This window comes from uncultured Sphingomonas sp. (assembly GCF_964237335.1).
Taxonomy (GTDB): domain Bacteria; phylum Pseudomonadota; class Alphaproteobacteria; order Sphingomonadales; family Sphingomonadaceae; genus Sphingomonas.
Genome location: NZ_CAXSHM010000055.1, coordinates 1 through 12,696, shown reverse-complemented (window position 1 = coordinate 12,696; position 12,696 = coordinate 1). Strand labels below are relative to the sequence as shown.

The 12,696-nt window shown below is 68.0% G+C and carries 17 protein-coding genes and 1 pseudogene; 9 read left to right on the top strand and 9 right to left on the bottom strand.

Translation table 11 applies throughout. The features are described from left to right. The first annotated feature begins 42 nt into the window (after window positions 1-42). The 5 genes and pseudogenes from ACFE65_RS16420 to ACFE65_RS16400 all read left to right on the top strand — a co-directional run bounded on the left by ACFE65_RS16420 (window position 43) and on the right by ACFE65_RS16400 (window position 2,615). On the top strand, window positions 43-231 hold the full coding sequence (locus ACFE65_RS16420) for a DNA-binding protein (protein ID WP_375383440.1): 189 nt from the start codon (window positions 43-45) through the stop codon (window positions 229-231). Between the two features lie 105 nt (window positions 232-336). Then, a pseudogene (locus ACFE65_RS16415) lies at window positions 337-501 on the top strand (JAB domain-containing protein); the annotation flags it as partial. Beyond that, complete coding sequence (locus ACFE65_RS16410; RefSeq protein ID WP_375383438.1) at window positions 498-692, top strand: hypothetical protein; 195 nt, start codon at window positions 498-500, stop codon at window positions 690-692. The pseudogene ACFE65_RS16415 and the gene ACFE65_RS16410, both read left to right, overlap by 4 nt. A gap of 382 nt (window positions 693-1,074) precedes the next feature. Continuing rightward, window positions 1,075-2,403 carry an adenylosuccinate lyase gene (gene purB, locus ACFE65_RS16405; protein ID WP_375383437.1) on the top strand — a complete coding sequence of 443 codons (1,329 nt, stop codon included), beginning with the start codon at window positions 1,075-1,077 and terminating at the stop codon, window positions 2,401-2,403. A 32-nt stretch (window positions 2,404-2,435) separates the two neighbouring features. Beyond that, window positions 2,436-2,615, top strand: coding sequence for a hypothetical protein (locus ACFE65_RS16400; protein WP_375383436.1), 180 nt, complete (start codon window positions 2,436-2,438; stop codon window positions 2,613-2,615). A 78-nt stretch (window positions 2,616-2,693) separates the two neighbouring features. Here the strand turns inward: ACFE65_RS16400 and ACFE65_RS16395 are convergent, their stop codons facing one another. From ACFE65_RS16395 to dnaK, 3 genes are all read right to left on the bottom strand, one after another. Beyond that, complete coding sequence (locus ACFE65_RS16395; RefSeq protein WP_375383435.1) at window positions 2,694-2,888, bottom strand: hypothetical protein; 195 nt, start codon at window positions 2,886-2,888, stop codon at window positions 2,694-2,696. Window positions 2,889-3,137: 249 nt separating this feature from the next. Further along, window positions 3,138-4,262, bottom strand: coding sequence for a molecular chaperone DnaJ (gene dnaJ, locus ACFE65_RS16390; protein ID WP_375383434.1), 1,125 nt, complete (start codon window positions 4,260-4,262; stop codon window positions 3,138-3,140). 126 nt (window positions 4,263-4,388) lie between these two features. After that, window positions 4,389-6,299, bottom strand: coding sequence for a molecular chaperone DnaK (gene dnaK / locus ACFE65_RS16385; RefSeq protein WP_375383433.1), 1,911 nt, complete (start codon window positions 6,297-6,299; stop codon window positions 4,389-4,391). 187 nt (window positions 6,300-6,486) lie between these two features. On the opposite strand from dnaK, the gene ACFE65_RS16380 reads away from it, so the two are divergent. Together ACFE65_RS16380 and ACFE65_RS16375 are read left to right on the top strand one after the other, a co-directional pair. Then, on the top strand, window positions 6,487-6,966 hold the full coding sequence (locus ACFE65_RS16380) for a copper chaperone PCu(A)C (RefSeq protein ID WP_375383432.1): 480 nt from the start codon (window positions 6,487-6,489) through the stop codon (window positions 6,964-6,966). Continuing rightward, window positions 6,963-7,442: a vgr related protein gene (locus ACFE65_RS16375; RefSeq protein ID WP_375383431.1), complete on the top strand. Its 480-nt coding sequence runs from the start codon at window positions 6,963-6,965 to the stop codon at window positions 7,440-7,442. The genes ACFE65_RS16380 and ACFE65_RS16375 overlap by 4 nt, the downstream gene beginning before the upstream one ends. Window positions 7,443-7,446: 4 nt before the next feature. Here ACFE65_RS16375 and ACFE65_RS16370 read toward each other — a convergent pair whose 3' ends face one another. From ACFE65_RS16370 to ACFE65_RS16360, 3 genes are all read right to left on the bottom strand, one after another. Then, a complete protein-coding gene (locus tag ACFE65_RS16370; RefSeq protein WP_375383430.1) occupies window positions 7,447-7,935 on the bottom strand; it encodes a DUF4142 domain-containing protein in 489 nt (162 codons plus the stop codon). A 62-nt stretch (window positions 7,936-7,997) separates the two neighbouring features. After that, window positions 7,998-8,693: a hypothetical protein gene (locus ACFE65_RS16365; RefSeq protein WP_375383429.1), complete on the bottom strand. Its 696-nt coding sequence runs from the start codon at window positions 8,691-8,693 to the stop codon at window positions 7,998-8,000. 67 nt (window positions 8,694-8,760) lie between these two features. After that, window positions 8,761-9,999 carry a threonine synthase gene (locus ACFE65_RS16360; protein ID WP_375383428.1) on the bottom strand — a complete coding sequence of 413 codons (1,239 nt, stop codon included), beginning with the start codon at window positions 9,997-9,999 and terminating at the stop codon, window positions 8,761-8,763. A gap of 233 nt (window positions 10,000-10,232) precedes the next feature. On the opposite strand from ACFE65_RS16360, the gene ACFE65_RS16355 reads away from it, so the two are divergent. Further along, complete coding sequence (locus tag ACFE65_RS16355) at window positions 10,233-10,346, top strand: hypothetical protein (protein ID WP_375383427.1); 114 nt, start codon at window positions 10,233-10,235, stop codon at window positions 10,344-10,346. Then, window positions 10,315-10,563, top strand: a complete 249-nt coding sequence (locus tag ACFE65_RS16350) for a BrnA antitoxin family protein (RefSeq protein WP_375383426.1) — start codon at window positions 10,315-10,317, stop codon at window positions 10,561-10,563. Before ACFE65_RS16355 ends, ACFE65_RS16350 begins: the two co-directional genes overlap by 32 nt. 26 nt (window positions 10,564-10,589) lie before the next feature. On the opposite strand, the gene grpE is transcribed toward ACFE65_RS16350, so the two are convergent. The 3 genes from grpE to ACFE65_RS16335 are packed head-to-tail and all read right to left on the bottom strand — an operon-like array spanning window position 10,590 to window position 12,655. After that, window positions 10,590-11,138 (bottom strand): nucleotide exchange factor GrpE, encoded by a 549-nt coding sequence (grpE, locus tag ACFE65_RS16345; RefSeq protein ID WP_375383425.1) that lies wholly within the window; start codon window positions 11,136-11,138, stop codon window positions 10,590-10,592. Window positions 11,139-11,175: 37 nt separating this feature from the next. Continuing rightward, window positions 11,176-12,225: a heat-inducible transcriptional repressor HrcA gene (gene hrcA / locus ACFE65_RS16340; protein ID WP_375383424.1), complete on the bottom strand. Its 1,050-nt coding sequence runs from the start codon at window positions 12,223-12,225 to the stop codon at window positions 11,176-11,178. A 31-nt stretch (window positions 12,226-12,256) separates the two neighbouring features. Continuing rightward, on the bottom strand, window positions 12,257-12,655 hold the full coding sequence (locus ACFE65_RS16335) for a DUF6438 domain-containing protein (RefSeq protein ID WP_375383439.1): 399 nt from the start codon (window positions 12,653-12,655) through the stop codon (window positions 12,257-12,259). Window positions 12,656-12,696: the final 41 nt, after the last annotated feature.

Genomic DNA, 12,696 nt, shown 5'->3' with positions numbered 1-12,696 from the left:
CAGCTTCGCAGTCGCCTGATCAAGCCGTCATGCGCCAACCCCGTGAGCAGTTACGAAATTAGCGTGGGAACGCTACGGAACTGGCGATCGGCCAGAGTTGGCCCGGGCTTCGTGAAGATTGGCAAGGCCGTTTTGTATCCTGTTGACCAGCTCGACGCGTGGGATGAAAAGAACCTCGTGACGTGCCGTGCTTCGCAGAGCTTACTCACCACCGACAGGGACCAGACGTGATCATCCCGAGCACGCACGGACTGCCGATCCCAGAGGCCGCCCTCAACGACATAACGCAAAAGCTAAGATTGCAAACTTCTCAAAGCTTTATTCAAGGCGAGCTGGCTGATCCACAACCACCCGAGCGGCGACCCCGCCCCCAGCCGCGCCGACATCGACCTGACCCGCGCGATCGTCGAGGCGGGCAAGCCGCTGCGCATCGCGGTCCACGATCACCTCATCATCGGCACGCAGGGGCATGTGAGTTTGCGGGCGAAAGGGGTGATTTGAGACTGTCGCTCTTCCTGCTTGCCGCGCAGGCCGCCGCGCCTGCCGCTAGCCTGCCGGTCGCGTTCGATCTGGCGGCCGTGCGGCCCGACCCGCTGTCAACGTCAACCTCGCAATGCGGACGGCAGGCGGGGGAGACGGACGTCGTCGTTTGCGGCAGGCACGAACACTACCGCCTGCCACTGCCGGTCTAGCATCCCGGCGGCGGCACGTCGCGCGACCTGCCGGGCGGGACGGCGGCGCTCGCGCCATCCGGTCCGTGCGGCATCTTCGCGGGCGAAGGCCGCTGTCGCAACGCCGACAAGGCGGAGTTCGGTTATGGCCGCGGTCGTGATCCGATCACGCTTCTCTCGCGGCTGGCGAAGAAGGTGGGCAGCTCTGACGCCGATTAGAGGCTCGGCCCGCTTCTACCGTCACCCCGGACTTGTTCCGGGGTCCAGCGTTGTGCGAGCTATCAGGCGTCTTGGCGCGTACCAAGCTGGACCCCGGAACAAGTCCGGGGTGACGACGATGGCGGCAGATCGTCGTATCGACAAATCAGGGTGCCTTCCGCCACCGACGCGGTAATAGCCCCCCATGGTCCCCCGCTACTCCCGCCCCGCCATGTCCGCGCTGTGGACGCCCGAAGCGCGTTTCCGCATCTGGTTCGAGATCGAGGCGCACGCCACCGACGCGCTCGCCGATCTGGGCGTCGTCCCCAAGGCCGCCGCCGAGGCGCTATGGCGGTGGTGGGGCACCAACCCCGCGATCGACGTCGAGCGGATCGATGCGATCGAGGCGGTCACCAAGCACGATGTCATCGCCTTCCTGACCTGGGTGTCCGAGAACGTCGGCGAAGAGGCGCGGTTCATGCACCAGGGCATGACCTCGTCCGACGTGCTCGACACCGCGCTTAGCGTCCAGCTCGCACGCGCGTCCGATATCCTGCTCGCCGACATCGACGCGCTGCTGGCGGTGCTCGAACGCCGCGCGCACGAGTTCAGGATGACGCCGACGATCGGCCGCAGCCACGGCATCCACGCCGAGCCCGTCACCTTCGGGCTGAAGCTTGCCGGCTTCCACGCCGAGTTCGCGCGCGCGCGGCTGCGCCTGGTCCATGCGCGCGAGGATATCGCCACCTGCGCGATCTCGGGCGCGGTCGGCACCTTCGCCAACGTCTCGCCCGCCGTCGAGGCGCATGTCGCCGCCAGGCTCGGCCTCGCGATCGAGCCGGTGTCGAGCCAGGTGATCCCGCGCGACCGGCACGCGATGTTCTTCGCGACGTTGGGCGTCATCGCCTCGTCGATCGAGCGCGTCGCGACCGAGGTGCGCCACCTGCAACGCACCGAGGTGCTGGAGGTGGAGGAGTATTTCAGCCCCGGCCAGAAGGGCTCGTCGGCGATGCCGCACAAGCGCAACCCGGTGCTGACCGAGAACCTGACCGGCCTCGCGCGTATGGTCCGCGGCTATGTGACCCCTGCGCTGGAGAACGTGGCGCTGTGGCACGAGCGGGACATCAGCCACTCGTCGGTGGAACGCTACATCGCGCCCGACGCGTGCGTGACGCTCGACTTCGCGCTCGCCCGGCTGACCGTCGTGATCGACAGGCTGGTGGTGTACCCCGAGCGGATGCAGCGTAACCTCGACCGGATGGGCGGGCTCGTCCACTCGCAGCGCGTGCTGCTGGCGCTCACGCAGGGCGGGATGAGCCGCGAGGAGTCCTATCGGCTCGTCCAGCGCAACGCGATGAAAGTGTGGGAAAGCGACGGCCGGCTCAGCCTGCTCGAGCTGCTCAAGGCCGATCCGGAAGTCGCGGCCGTGCTGAGCCCCGAGCAGATCGAGGCGGAGTTCGACCTTGGCTACCATCTAAAGCACGTCGACACGATTTTCGCGCGAGTGTTCGGGGACGACCGTCCCGGCCGGTGAGCCGGGCATCGCGACCTTCACGCCGACTGCAAATGCTGCAACTGCAAACGCGCGTAATAAAATTGCGCATCGGCGCAACGCTGACCATTTCGCTCTTGCCGGTTATTCCACCGGCATCGGAGATACCCATGCGCAATCTGGATACGTGGACGGGCGGCTTGTTCGCCGTCGCTGCCATCGTGCTGGCTCTCGAGGCGGTTCTCGCCCTCTGACGCCCACCCTGTCGACCCTCTCTTGAGAGGGCGGCTTGGGGGCGGTCGGCGGCGGTGTCATTCCGCGGCGTCCGGTCGTTACCGTGGCAGATACCGGATCGGATGGGGTGGGGTCTTGCGCCGCTTTCCCTTGCGCGAAAACAGGAACGAGGCGCGCGAACGACGCTCCTTCTCCCGCGTGGAAAGCAGACGCCATCGCTGACAGGCGCGATTCCAGAGGAACCAGGCGAGTGCCGCGAGGATGATGACGAACAGGAAAGCGGCGATGACCATTCGTCGATGATAGCCGACCGGAGCAGTACGGCAAGCGGGTCGACAAGATTTTTCGGAACCAAAACAGGCGGTTATGGCAGGGTCGCGATGGCCGTCGACCCGATGCGGCACGGGATCGGTTCCTGACCCGACGCGATCGGTGCGGGTTGATACGACGGCCCCATCGCCATGACCAGTGCGATACGCCGCAATCGGGCCTTCACCCAATGTGGTTTAGATCGAAGACGCGGCGGCGGTGACCGCCGGGTCTTACTCGCCCGCGAACACGCCCTTCAGCTTGGCGAAGAAGCCCTGGCTGTCCGGGCATTCGTCGCCCGTCTCCGTTTCGCGGAACATCTCCAGCAGTTCGCGTTGCCGCGTCGACAGCCGCGTCGGCGTCTCGACGTCGATCTGGACGACGAGGTCGCCCTGGCCGCGCCCCTGGAGCACCGGCATCCCCGCGCCGCGCTGGCGCAACTGCTTGCCCGACTGGATGCCGGCCGGGATCCTGATCTCGTGGGTGCGCCCGTCGAGGCCCGGGATCGCCATCGTCCCGCCGAGCGCCGCCGTGGTGAAGCTGACGGGCGCGCGCGCGAACAATGTCGTGCCCTCGCGCTCGAACAGCGCGTGCCGTTTGATGTGGAGGAAGATGTAGAGGTCGCCCGCCGCCGCGCCGCGCGCGCCCGCCTCGCCCTCGCCCGACAAGCGGATGCGCGTGCCCTCGTCGACGCCCTGGGGCACATTCACGGCCAGCGTCTTGGTCTTCTCGACCCGGCCGTCACCGCGGCAGTCCGGGCATGGATCGGCGATCACCTGACCCGAGCCATGACATGCCGGGCAGGCGCGCTCGACCACGAAGAAGCCCTGTTGCGCGCGCACTTTCCCGTGGCCGGCGCAGGTCTGGCACGTCTTCGCCTGCGTGCCGGGCCGCGCGCCCGATCCATGGCAGGTGTCGCACGCCGCCGACACGTCGACCGTCACCTCGGTCGACTTGCCGTGGTACGCATCCTCCAGGCTGATCTCCATGTCGTAGCGCAGGTCGGCGCCGCGCCGCGCCGCGCGGGCACCACCCTGGCGCTGACCGCCCATGAACTCGCCGAAGACGCTCTCGAATATGTCGGAAAACCCGCCAAAATCCTGCGCCCCACCACCGCCGCCGCCCTGCTGGCGGAAGGCGGCGTGGCCGTAGCGATCATAGGCCGCGCGCTTCTGGGGGTCCTTCAGGACCTCGTACGCCTCCGACACCGCCTTGAACTTGGCCTCGGAATCCTTGCACCCGGCATTCTTGTCCGGATGGTATTTCATCGCGAGCTTGCGGTACGACGATTTCAGCACCCCCGCATCGGCAGTGCGTTCACACTCGAGCAGCTCGTAATAGTCGATCTCGGTGCTCATGCCCGGCCCCCATCACAGCCAGCCCCGTCACCCCCGCGAAGGCGGGGGTCCCGCTTCTTCTCCAACGACAAGGCAAAAGAAGCGGGATCCCCGCATGCGCGGGAATGACGGGTGGTGTGCATCAGTTTACTTGTCGTCGACTTCCGAGAACTCGGCGTCGACCACGTCGTCGCCAGGCTTGCCGGTGTGCGCGCCGTCCCCGGCACCGCCCTGCGGCGACGCGTCGGACTGCTGCTGCTTCTCGTAGATCGCCTGACCCATCTTCATCGCGACCTGCGCCAGCGCCTGCGACTTCTCGGTCATCTTGTCGGGATCGCCACCCTCGACCGCGGTCCTGGTCTCGGCGACCGCCGCCTCGATCTCGGACTTGAGCGACGCGTCGACCTTGTCGCCATTGTCCGCGAGCTGGCGCTCCGTCGTGTGGATCAGCGATTCGGCATTGTTCTTTGCCTCCGCGCCCGCGCGCCGCTTCTTGTCCTCGTCGGCGAACTTCTCGGCATCGCGCACCATCTGCTCGATGTCGTTGTCGCTGAGCCCGCCCGACGCCTGGATGCGGATCTGCTGCTCCTTGCCGGTCCCCTTGTCCTTGGCGCTGACGTTGACGAGGCCGTTGGCGTCGATGTCGAACGTCACCTCGATCTGCGGGACGCCGCGCGGCGCGGGCGGGATGCCGACGAGGTCGAACTGGCCGAGGATCTTGTTGTCCGCCGCCATCTCGCGTTCGCCCTGGAACACGCGGATCGTCACCGCGCCCTGGTTGTCGTCCGCGGTCGAATAGGTCTGGCTCTTCTTGGTCGGGATCGTCGTGTTGCGGTCGATCATCCGGGTGAACACGCCACCGAGAGTCTCGATGCCCAGCGACAGCGGCGTGACGTCGAGCAGCAGCACGTCCTTGACGTCGCCCTGCAGCACGCCCGCCTGGATCGCGGCGCCCATCGCGACGACCTCGTCCGGATTGACGCCGGTATGCGGCTCCTTGCCGAAGAAGTTCTTCACGACCTCACGCACACGCGGCATCCGCGTCATGCCGCCGACGAGCACCACTTCCGCGACGTCGCCCGCCTTGATGCCGGCGTCGGCCAGCGCCTTGCGGCACGGCTCGAGCGTGCGGCTGACCAAGTCCTCGACCAGCTTCTCGAGGTCCGAGCGGCTGATCTGCTTGACGAGATGCTTGGGGCCGGTCTGGTCGGCAGTGATGAACGGCAGGTTCACCTCGGTCGACTGCGCCGACGACAGTTCGATCTTCGCTTTCTCGGCGGCTTCCTTCAGCCGCTGGAGCGCGAGCTTGTCCTTGGTGAGGTCGATCCCCTCCACCTTCTTGAAGTCCGCCGCCAGATACTCGACCAGCTTGTTGTCGAAATCCTCGCCGCCCAGGAAGGTGTCGCCGTTCGTGGCCTTCACCTCGAACACGCCGTCGCCGATCTCGAGCACCGAGATGTCGAACGTGCCGCCGCCAAGATCATAGACCGCGATCGTCTTGCCGTCCTGCTTGTCGAGGCCATAGGCCAACGCCGCCGCGGTCGGCTCGTTGATGATGCGCAGCACTTCAAGGCCCGCGATCTGGCCCGCGTCCTTGGTCGCCTGGCGCTGCGCATCGTTGAAATACGCCGGAACAGTGATGACGGCCTGGGTCACCGTCTCGCCCAGATGCGCCTCGGCGGTCTCCTTCATCTTCTGAAGGATGAACGCGCTGATCTGCGACGGGCTGTAATCCTTGCCGCCCGCCGACACCCACGCGTCGCCGTTGCCGCCGCGCGCGATCTTGTAGGGGACCAACTCGGTGTCCTTCTTGGTCACCGGATCGTCGAAGCGGCGGCCGATCAGGCGCTTCACCGCGAAGATCGTGTTGTCGCCGTTGGTGACGGCCTGGCGCTTGGCGGGCTGGCCCACCAGCCGCTCGCCGTCCTTGGCGAAGGCGACGATCGACGGCGTGGTGCGCGCGCCCTCGCTGTTCTCGATCACCTTGGGCTTGCCGCCCTCCATCACAGCGACGCAGCTGTTGGTGGTGCCGAGGTCGATACCGATTACTTTGGCCATGGTTGCGAACTGCCCCTCGCGAAGAAAAAAGCCGCAGGATCGTGCCCCGTAGCGGCGACGCGATCCATGTTACTGGGCCGGATATAGGTGGGGTCCGGCTTGTCGCAAGACGGCCCGCGGCGTAGGTTCCATCCCATTGCGAAACGAGAGGAACCGGCGCCAACCGCCGAGATGTCCCGGAGTGACGATGCGCCGCCTGATCCCCAAGTCGCCCCGCTCCCTGTTCGTCCCCGCGCTCGCGCTGCTCGCGATCGCGGGCTGTTCCAAGGCCAAGGACCTGTCCGTGGACCAGGCCTGGGTGCGCCTGCCGGCCGTCCCCGGCCAGCCGGCCGCGGCCTATTTCACGCTCCACGGCGGGCCGGCGGACGCGACGCTGATCGACGTCTCCACCGACGTCGCGATCCGATCCGAGATGCACGAGACTATGAGGGGAATGGGCGGCGGGGCGGCCGGAATGACGCGGATGACGCCCGTGCCGTCGGTCTCGGTCCCGGCCAGGTCGACCGGCCGGTTCGCGCCGGGTGGCCGGCACGTGATGTTCTTCGGCCTCGATCCGTCGGTTAAGCGCGGCGGGGCGATGACGCTCACCTTCACCTTCGGCAACGGCGAGCGGATCCGGCAGAGCGCGCCGGTGCTGGGCGCGGGCGACCCGCCGCCCGGAGAGTGAGCCCCAAAGACATCAGGCGCCGCCCGCTGACGCCCGGCGAGATCGACCTCGCCCGCTCGGTCTACGGCGACGCGATCGACTATGCCCGCGTCGCGCTGGTGCGCGGCAAATGGGCGTTCTTCCAGCCGCGCAACGTCGTCATGGCGCCGCGCGGGGCCATCCACTTCCATCCGGCCGGCGACCTGTGGCGGGACGATTTCGCCGCCGCGTCGCTGCCCGACCAGGGGCTGTTCATCCACGAGATGGCGCATGTCTGGCAGCACCAGCGAGGGCTGTTCCTGCCGCTTCGCCGCCATCCCTTCTGCCGCTACGACTACAGCTTCCGTCCCGGCGTACCGCTCCACCGCTATGGCATCGAACAGCAGGCGGAGATCGTGCGCCACGCCTTCGTCCTGCGCCGTGGGGGCCGTGTCGCCGGCGCGCCCGACCTCGCGCGCTACGAGAGCGTGCTGCCGTTCGGGACGGCGGCGCGCTGAGCGGTCACCGCGGCGGCAGTGCGCGGATCGCGCCGATGTGCCGCTGGACGATCCGGTGTGTCTCGCCGGCGAACCCGCGATAGCCCGCGCTGCCGCCGCCAGTCGCCTCTGCCGCGAAGGCGGCGCCGTCGGCATCGTGGATGCTCGCCATCTCGGTCATGTACGCGCGGTCGAACGCCGGGCCCGACAGCGCGCCGAGCCGCGTCATCCTGGCCGAGAAGTCGGCATTCAGCGTGGCCGCGATCGGCGCGCCCTCGCTCGCCGAGACCGACTTCAGCCGGTCACCGACCAGCGTGTGGTCGTGAACCTCCATGGCGCCGAAGTCGCGCACGTCCTGGGTCGCACCCCGTGTCGCGGCGAGCCGTCCGGCGGCGACCTCGAACATGCCGCCCTGCGACACCTTGCCGACGAACGCGCGATCGGCAGTGGTGGCAGCGGGCGCGGCCGCGACGAGCGCGAGGGGAATGATGGCCAGCGAGGCATATCGGGTCATGACGCTGAACTCCAGGGAGGGCCCATCTGCAACAGCGGCTTGTCAGGCTTGTTCCGGGCGGATCAGTCCAGCCGCCCGAACGGCAGCAGCTTGGACGCGAGCGTCTTGGCCATATCCGTCCTGCCCGCCTGCAACTGCGCCAGGACAGCGACGCACGATCGCTGCATCACCCGGTCGAGCACGGTCGTCGTGGCGGCATGGCTCGCGATCTCGGCCAGAGCGCGTCCGCGCGGATCGTCGGGATCGAGTTCGAGCCGCAGCAGCGCGGCGAGCCCAGGATACCACGCATGGTTGCCGCCGAGCGCCACCGACCGGTCGAGCGCTTCGAACCCCACCTTCTTCTTGGCCCCCAACACCGTCGCGCCGACGAAGCCGCCGAGCCGGTTGACCGCCCCGACATGCCACGCGCCCAACGCCATCTGCGCCTCCGGATTGCGTGGATCGCGAGCGACCAACGCCTCGAACCGCTTGCGCGCGTCGATCGCGTCGGCACGGCTGCCGGTCAGCTTCGCGCGATAGCCGAGCGCGCTCGCCTGCATCAGCAGTGCTTCGGGATCGGCGGGCGCGCGCCGCAACGCCGCCGTGGCCGCCGCCTCGGCCTCGCCAACGCGGGCGAGCGCGGTCTCCTTGCTCGCGTCCGAGAACGAGGCGCGGGTGAGGAGGTCGCGTGCGGTGGTGGCCGTCTGCGCGGCGGCCGGACAGGCGCAAGCGGATGCCAGCAACGCCACCCCGGCCCATGGTCCACGCGATTGCCACATCATATCAGCGTCTTCCTCTCGATCCGGCCTTCCGAACGGCCCGCAACCGGTTTCGCTCCAAGATCGATCAGAGCAGGTCGAAGTCGATCGGACCGTCCTTGTCGAGCGAGTGTGGCGCCGGCGGCATCGGGTATTTGAGCCCGGTGGCGCAGTTGAACAGCACGCAGCGGTCGCTCTCCGACACGAGCCCCTGGCCCCGCGCGCGACGATAGGCGGCGAGCGTCGCGCCGCCTTCCGGGCACATCAGCAGGCCGTCGCGGACCGACGCGTCGTGGACCGCCGCCTCGATCTCCTCGTCCGTCACCGCGAGCGCGCGGCCGCCGCTTTCCCGCACCGCGCGCAGGATCAGGAAATCGCCCACCGCGCGCGGCACGCGGATGCCGGCGGCGATCGTGTGTGCGCCCTCCCACCGCTCGGCATGTTCGACGCCGTCCTCGAACGCCTTGACGATCGGCGCGCAGCCCGCCGCCTGCACCGCGTACATCTGCGGCCGCTTGGGGCCGATCCAGCCGAGCTTCTCCAGCTCGTCGAACGCCTTCCACATGCCGATCAGGCCGGTGCCGCCGCCGGTGGGATAGAAGATCGCGTCGGGCAGCGTCCAGCCGAGCTGGGCGGCGAGCTCCAGCCCCATCGTCTTCTTGCCCTCGATCCGGTACGGTTCCTTCAGCGTCGAGAAGTCGAACCAGCGCCCTTCCGCGGCGCCGCGGCCGACGATCGCGCCGCAATCGTCGATCAGGCCGTTGACCCGCCAGACGCGCGCGCCCTGCATCGCGATCTCGCGTACGTTGATCTCGGGCGTGTCGGCGGGGCAGAAGACGATCGTCTCTATGCCGATCCGCGAGCAATAGGCGGCGAGCGCGGCGCCGGCGTTGCCGTTGGTCGGCATCGCGATCCGCGTGACGCCCAGTTCCTTCGCCATCGCGACCGCCATCACCAGCCCACGCGCCTTGAACGATCCCGTCGGCAGCCGCCCCTCGTCCTTCACCAGCACGTCGCCGCCCAACGCCGACTTTTCGAGCGGGACCAGCGGCGTCTCGATCTCGCCCAGGCTGACGATGCTGGCGGTATGCCGCACCGGCAGCAGCTCGCGCCACCGCCACAGATCCGTCGGCCGCGCGGTGAGCATGCCGCGCGGCAGGTTCGCGCGCACCGCGTCGAGGTCGTAGCGGACCAGCAGCGGCCGCCCGACCCGCGACAGGCCATGCAGTTGGTCAGCCTCGTACCGCTCCCCCGTCATCGAGCATTCGAGGTGCGTGACGAAGGTCGCGCGATCGGTGACGAGGTTGGGGTTGGGGTTGGGGCTCATGGCGGAGGCTTAGCCGCGCGGTGGAGCCGGCGTCGAGAGCGGACTTGCGAGTATGGCAGATCGTAGCTACATCAAGCTATGAGGTTTGACTTCGATCCCGAAAAGGATGCGATCAATCGTGAACAGCATGGCGTGTCGCTCGCGTTCGGCGCGCAGGTATTCGCCGATGCGGAACTGGTTTCACGCCCACGATCCGTCTCGAAGACGAGGAGCAACGATACAAGGCCATCGGGTTGGTCGATGGACGGCTTTGGACGGTTGTCCACGTAGAACGACCGGAAGCGATCCGTTTCATTTCAGTCAGGAGAAGCAACGATGGCGAGCGACGTACTTACAATCGGACTTAAGGCTGATCCCAACGATCCCGAAGATCGTGACGTGACCGTCGAAGCCATCGAACAAGCGCTGGAGGAACGACGCCAACGGCTTCGCGGTGCGCAGAAGGCGCCGGTCAAGAGTCAGGTGACGCTCCGCATCGACGCCGATGTGCTCGCCAAGTTTCGTGCGACCGGCGACGGTTGGCAGACCCGGATCAATGCGGCCTTACGGGCGGCGGAGGTATGAACCGCCGCCTTAGCTACTGACGGACGTCACCCCGCCCGCGCCACCGCCACCAACGCGGGGCGCAGCAGCCGGTCCTTGATCGTGTAGCCCGGCTGCATCTCCTGGACGATCGTGCCCGGCACCTGGTCGCTCGGCACCTCCATCATCGCCTGGTGCTTGTTGGGATCGAGCATCTCGCCCAGCGACGAGACGCGGGTGATGCCGTTGCGGCCGAACACCGCCGCCAGCTCACGGCCCGTCGCCTCCAGCCCGGCGACCAGGCCCTTGAACTTCTCGTCCTCGCGCAGGCTCTCCGGGATCGAGGCGAGCGCGCGCTCCAGATTGTCGCTGACTGACAGCACGTCGCGCGCGAAGTTGGTCGCGGCATAGGCGCGCGCGTCGGCGGCCTCCTTCTCGGCGCGGCGGCGGACGTTCTGCGTCTCGGCCTGCGCGTAGAGCACGTCCTGCTTGGCGGCGGCGAGCTGGTCCTCCAGCTCGGCGATGCGCGCGGCGTGTCCGTCATGCTCGGCCAGCTCCGGCGCGGCGGCGGCGGTCTCGTCACGCAGGTCTGCACTCGTCTCGGTGGTGTCGGTCATGTACGTCCCTGTTTTCTGCGTGTCGTTGGGGCGCCGCTCATCCCATCAGCCGGGCGAGCGTGGCGGCGGTGAAGTCCACTATCGGCACGACCCGCGCATAGTTCAACCGCGTCGGCCCGATCACCCCGACCACGCCGACCACCTCGCCGTCCAGGCCCCGGAACGGCTTGGCGATGACGGAGGAGCCGCTGAGCGCGAACAGCTTGTTCTCCGCCCCGATGAAGATGCGGGTGGCGTCGCCCGCGCGCGCCGAATCGAGCAGCCGCGCGACGTCCTGCTTGCCCTCCAGATCGTCGAGCAGGTCGCGCACCCGGTCGAGATCCGCGGCCGCGCCTGCATCCAGCAGCCGGCCCTGACCGCGCACGATCAGCACCGGGCGCCGCGCGCCGTCCTCGCTCCAGACAGCGAGGCCCTGCTCCACCAGCGCTCGGGCGGCGCCGTCGATCGCGGCATGGCCGGCGGCGATCTCGCGCTCGACGCGGGCGCGCGCCTCGACGAGCGTCAGGCCGGAGAGCACCGCGCTCATGTAGTTGCCCGCCTCCACCAGCGCCGACCCGCCGATGCCGGGCGGCAGTTGCAGCACCCGGTTCTCGACCGATCCATCCTCGCTGACCAGCACCGCAAGTGCCTGGTCACGTGACAGCGGCACGAAGCCGATCGAGCGCAGCCGCAACTCGCGCTTGGGCACCATGACGAGGCCAGCGCAGGCCGACAGCCCCGACAGCGCAGCGGTGGTGGCGGCGATCGCGTCCTCCACCGGGCCGCCGCTGCGATCGGCTCGGCCGGCGATCTGCGCGCGCTCGTCGGCGGTCGGCTCCATCGCCTGCATCATGCCGTCGACAAACAGGCGCAGGCCGAGGTCGGTGGGAAGCCGGCCGGCCGAGGTGTGCGGGGAGGCGAGCAGGCCGCGCTCCTCCAGCTCACCCATCACCGCGCGGATCGAGGCCGGCGACAGGTTGAGCCCCGACGCCTGCGCCAGCGTCTTCGACCCCACCGGCGCACCGTTGGCGAGATAGCTGTCCACCACCAGCCGGAACACGTCGCGCGCCCGGTCGGTCAGGTCTCGGATCGGCGGGGCGGCGGCCATGGGTGGGGTGTAGGCGGTGTGGGGGGCAGGCTCAACGGTGCCCGATGAGGTCGGCGATCGGGAGGAGCGAAGGAGCTGATAGGAGCGCGTCCGCTGTCTTACGATGGAGACGGATGCTGCACGCACGATTAAACCGCAGCGTCGCGGGACGTTCGTCAGCGGTCATCCACGTCACGCTAACGGTGTCATATTTTCTTGCATCGGTGCTGCAGAGTTGACTGAATGTTAAGTCGGTCGATGCGCCTGCGCGAGATGGTCGAATGCGGTGACTGAACGTCGCGACCTGCTGCGCCGTCGCTTGAAACCGATAGTCGCCAGTGACAGCGGTGTTGCGTTCACCACTGAATACACCCTGTCCATCTGGCCCAAGCGTGATGGAGTAGGATGGGCAGGAAACGCAGTTCGGCGCACCTTGTCGCGGGACTGTCAGGATTTCCGTGTGTGGGCGGGCGGTTGAACATTACGCCGCCA

What these genes read in the sequence shown, in the direction of transcription:
- ACFE65_RS16360 (WP_375383428.1), bottom strand. Translation starts at nt 9,999, where the DNA reads ATGAGCCCCAACCCCAACCCCAACCTCGTCACCGATCGCGCGACCTTC.
- ACFE65_RS16370 (WP_375383430.1), bottom strand. Translation starts at nt 7,935, where the DNA reads ATGACCCGATATGCCTCGCTGGCCATCATTCCCCTCGCGCTCGTCGCG.
- dnaK (WP_375383433.1), bottom strand. Translation starts at nt 6,299, where the DNA reads ATGGCCAAAGTAATCGGTATCGACCTCGGCACCACCAACAGCTGCGTC.
- grpE (WP_375383425.1), bottom strand. Translation starts at nt 11,138, where the DNA reads ATGACCGACACCACCGAGACGAGTGCAGACCTGCGTGACGAGACCGCC.
- hrcA (WP_375383424.1), bottom strand. Translation starts at nt 12,225, where the DNA reads ATGGCCGCCGCCCCGCCGATCCGAGACCTGACCGACCGGGCGCGCGAC.
- ACFE65_RS16365 (WP_375383429.1), bottom strand. Translation starts at nt 8,693, where the DNA reads ATGTGGCAATCGCGTGGACCATGGGCCGGGGTGGCGTTGCTGGCATCC.
- dnaJ (WP_375383434.1), bottom strand. Translation starts at nt 4,262, where the DNA reads ATGAGCACCGAGATCGACTATTACGAGCTGCTCGAGTGTGAACGCACT.
- ACFE65_RS16350 (WP_375383426.1), top strand. Translation starts at nt 10,315, where the DNA reads ATGGCGAGCGACGTACTTACAATCGGACTTAAGGCTGATCCCAACGAT.
- purB (WP_375383437.1), top strand. Translation starts at nt 1,075, where the DNA reads ATGGTCCCCCGCTACTCCCGCCCCGCCATGTCCGCGCTGTGGACGCCC.
- ACFE65_RS16380 (WP_375383432.1), top strand. Translation starts at nt 6,487, where the DNA reads ATGCGCCGCCTGATCCCCAAGTCGCCCCGCTCCCTGTTCGTCCCCGCG.
- ACFE65_RS16395 (WP_375383435.1), bottom strand. Translation starts at nt 2,888, where the DNA reads ATGGTCATCGCCGCTTTCCTGTTCGTCATCATCCTCGCGGCACTCGCC.
- ACFE65_RS16400 (WP_375383436.1), top strand. Translation starts at nt 2,436, where the DNA reads ATGCTGCAACTGCAAACGCGCGTAATAAAATTGCGCATCGGCGCAACG.